General features: G+C 38.5%; 5 protein-coding genes and 1 pseudogene. 4 read left to right on the top strand and 2 right to left on the bottom strand.

The window, feature by feature from the left end; all coding sequences use genetic code 11:
* Nucleotides 1-2: 2 nt before the first annotated feature.
* From ACIPUA_RS08180 to ACIPUA_RS08190, 3 genes are all read left to right on the top strand, one after another.
* The gene (locus ACIPUA_RS08180) at nucleotides 3-902 is read left to right on the top strand and encodes an IS481 family transposase (RefSeq protein WP_449059348.1); all 900 of its coding nucleotides are present in this window, start codon (nucleotides 3-5) and stop codon (nucleotides 900-902) included.
* A 236-nt stretch (nucleotides 903-1,138) separates the two neighbouring features.
* Nucleotides 1,139-1,489: a type II toxin-antitoxin system RelE/ParE family toxin gene (locus ACIPUA_RS08185; protein WP_042847389.1), complete on the top strand. Its 351-nt coding sequence runs from the start codon at nucleotides 1,139-1,141 to the stop codon at nucleotides 1,487-1,489.
* A 1-nt stretch (nucleotide 1,490) separates the two neighbouring features.
* Nucleotides 1,491-1,790, top strand: a complete 300-nt coding sequence (locus ACIPUA_RS08190) for a helix-turn-helix domain-containing protein (RefSeq protein WP_249890904.1) — start codon at nucleotides 1,491-1,493, stop codon at nucleotides 1,788-1,790.
* 182 nt (nucleotides 1,791-1,972) lie between these two features.
* Here ACIPUA_RS08190 and ACIPUA_RS08195 read toward each other — a convergent pair whose 3' ends face one another.
* Together ACIPUA_RS08195 and ACIPUA_RS08200 are read right to left on the bottom strand one after the other, a co-directional pair.
* Nucleotides 1,973-2,302, bottom strand: coding sequence for a hypothetical protein (locus ACIPUA_RS08195; protein ID WP_281111431.1), 330 nt, complete (start codon nucleotides 2,300-2,302; stop codon nucleotides 1,973-1,975).
* The gene (locus ACIPUA_RS08200; protein WP_449059546.1) at nucleotides 2,286-3,017 is read right to left on the bottom strand and encodes a hypothetical protein; all 732 of its coding nucleotides are present in this window, start codon (nucleotides 3,015-3,017) and stop codon (nucleotides 2,286-2,288) included. Before ACIPUA_RS08200 ends, ACIPUA_RS08195 begins: the two co-directional genes overlap by 17 nt.
* 78 nt (nucleotides 3,018-3,095) lie before the next feature.
* Between ACIPUA_RS08200 and ACIPUA_RS08205 the strand changes: the two are divergent.
* Nucleotides 3,096-3,495 (top strand): annotated as a pseudogene (locus ACIPUA_RS08205) (transposase); the annotation flags it as partial.

Consider the following 3,495-nt stretch of genomic DNA (forward strand, 5'->3'; position numbering starts at 1 on the left):
ACATTAAAGCTAAACGAGATATTGCACATAAAACAAAAATCTTAAATCATGCCCGTGAGAGCAAAAATATTGCTAAAACTTGTCGTCATTTTGGGATCAGTAGAGAAACTTTTTATACTTGGAAAAGAGCTTATGAACGAGATGGCGAGAAAGGATTAATCAACAATAAACCCTGCCCTGAAAATCCAACCAGAAGAGTTGCAAAACACATCGAAGAGCTGGTTATTTATCTGCGTACGACTTACCATTTTGGTCCCCAACGTATCGCTTGGTATCTTCTACGGTTTCATAACATCAAAATATCACGCTCTGGCTGCTATTATGTATTGCTCAGAAACAAATTAAACCAACTTCCCCAAAATCAGCGAAGTCGCTCTAAACCACTATTTAAACGTTATCAGAAACAAGTGCCAGGGCACCATGTTCAGGTTGATGTGAAGTTTTTATTTTTTAATACGCCTGATGGACAACGAATTAAACGTTTTCAATATACAGCAATTGATGATGCGACACGGATCAGAGCACTTAAAATTTATGAAAGGCACAATCAGGCTAATGCTATTGATTTTATTAATTATGTTGTAAATAAATTTCCCTTTAGAATCAAAACGATTAGAACGGATAATGGGCACGAATTCCAATCGAAATTTAATTGGCATATTCATGATCTAGGGATGGAGCATGTCTATATTAAGCCAGCTACCCCCAGATTGAATGGGAAAGTAGAGCGTTCTCATTTAACAGATAAACAGGAATTTTATCAATTAATCGATTATAAGGATGATGTCGATTTACACGAAAAATTAGCTGAATGGGAGGCATTTTATAATTGTCATCGCCCCCACTCAGCTCATGCTGGTAAAACACCGTATGAAGTGTTAAAAAATAAGCTTGGTCTTTAAGACTAAACGTCAGCCGAGGTTCTGAGTGACACAGGCATCTGATATCGTACGATGAGACGGTGACAGAGCCTACTTGTCGCTGTAGGGGCGGTATCAGGGGTTTGACGCTCAATGGAACGGTTTCATACGTTAAGGATTTTTTGTCTGATAAATCATAACATATAAGACACTGCTTATATTGACAATATAACCTATAGGTTATATCATTCATTATAACTAGGAGGTTATATTTGTTTATGTGGGAAATATTAACGAGAGATCTCTTTGATTCTTGGTTTGAAGAACAAAACGAGGAAACTCAGATTGAAGTGTTGGCGGTGTTAATGATTTTGCGCGAGGATGGTCCAAACCTTGGCCGGCCCCAAGTCGATACACTGAAAGGCTCACAGTTTCCCAACATGAAGGAACTGCGAATCCAGGTTGGCGGTCATCCAATTAGAGCGTGTTTTGCATTTGACCCTATACGCCGTGGTATTGTGTTATGCGCGGGTGATAAAAAAGGAAAAGACGAAACCCGTTTCTATAAGAAATTGATCAAGATGGCTGATGCTGAATATGCAGCGCATCTATTAGAGCAGGAGAAATAACATGTCCACTTTAGATAAACTACTTGCAAAACAATCCCCTGAAGCACGGGCACAAATCGAAGCAAGAGCTGAAGAAATTCGGCGTGAAATAACGCTGGCAAAAATTCGTGAGGAACTTAATCTTTCTCAAACGGAGCTGGCTCAATCACTGGGCGTTTCACAACCTTCTATTGCTAAGCTTGAGAAGGTTGATAACGATCCTAAGCTTTCAACTCTAAAGCGCTATATTAAAGCTTTAGGTGGTGAACTTTCTATAGATGTCACGCTACCTAATGGTAAGCGGATAGGATTGAGTTTATAAAAACACCCTCCTAGGGGCAGTTTGGATATCGAAAATTATTGTACGGTAAGCCTGTTTTTTGAACCGGCTTACCTATAGCAATCGGGTATACTCAAGGTGAACCGATTAATCATTGTGCTTTGATATCTATTATGAAAGAAGCAGATATTAAAGTTTCTTTAAATGATTAGAATTTGACTATGTCAATTAAATCCATATTTTTCTCTTCGACGATTGAATGCGTCTTTACCGCCTTCGAGTATTTTTGCGGCTAATGACTGTATTGATTTTTGATCTATCGAGCCTTGATTATTTTTTGGTAGTGCCGCGCTGTCTGCTGTTGCTTCAAGAACACCAATCCATTCAGCATCACCAAATACTGGAATATTTGCATTATGTGTAGCGAAAATGAATTGTCGTGTTAATTTGGCACTTCTCACCTGAGACACTATTCTGTCGGCAATAAATGCGTTGTCTAGGTTATCTTCGGGTTGGTCTAGTAACAGAGGATCTTTGTTATCTAGAAGCAACAAATGTAGTAAGGCTGTACATTGTTGACCCGTTGATAATGAGTTGAGAACTATTATAAATAGGTGTAGGTGTCTCGCTGCTGGAAACATTGAGTTCAATACTTACTAAGTCTTCAACGATAAATTCTTCAATCTCCATGATTTGAGATTCTGAAATTTTAGTTAGCTGCTCCGCAACAGATTCTGTACAGCCCCAATTTTGTGTGAGGATTGCGTCTTTACCTTCAATAATTTTTTCTGCTAATAGCATTGGAGAGAAATGCTCTGCGGTACTAATCCACTGAAGCTTTTTGTTAGCAACGTTTGGCATTCTGAAGGATACGAGTTTGTCAATTAAAGAATTGCGATTCCCCTCTGGAGTATAGTTTACTTTTATGTTGCCTTTCAGCTTTCGATTTAGTTTTTTCACACCTTGTTCAAATTGACTACTTCGCTGAGACATTTTGTTCGAGAGCGAAGACAGTAATATTTTCCTCATAGCTATCATTTGAGCGAGTTTAGTTTTTGACTCGATTAATTTTGTTTTGCTCGATTTCAACAGCGCAATGTCTTTCACTAACTGGTTATATTCATCACCAATCTGAGAGCCTGTTTTTCCAGCTATAGGGCTAATCTTCTTAAACTCTTTTTCTATTGTAGCCTCATTGGCTTGAATACTTGTATCAAGGCGCTTTTCTAGTTCAACTATCGCGATATTGTCGCTAGCAAGTCTAGTCATTGCTTGCCCTATGTCCACTTCCCCTAAAATAAGACAGCTATAATTAGATTTTCTGCCCTAAAATTTGCAGAGGTCATGATGAAAAAAGCTCGTTTTACTGAAACTCAAATCGTTAATATTTTAAAACTCGCTGATTCTGGTATGAAAGTGGAAGATATTTGCCGCCAAAATGGGATCAGCAACGCCACTTATTATAATTGGAAATCAAAGTATGGTGGCATGGAAGCGAATGATGTTAAACGATTAAAAGAGCTTGAAGATGAAAATGCGAAACTGAAAAAGCTCTTTGCGGAAGTTAGCCTTGAAAACCACGCGATGAAGGAGCTTTTCGCAAAAAAGGGTTGGTAGTGGCTGAAAAGAGATCCTGTGCTCAATCATTAAAAGAGGCAGGCTTATCAGTCATTAAGGCTTGTAAGCTAACGTCGTTGTCACGAGCCACGTTTTACCATCAGCAAATAGATTGGCGTAAAAAAGACCA

The sequence above is a fragment of the Providencia sp. AGC89 genome (genome assembly GCF_053543535.1).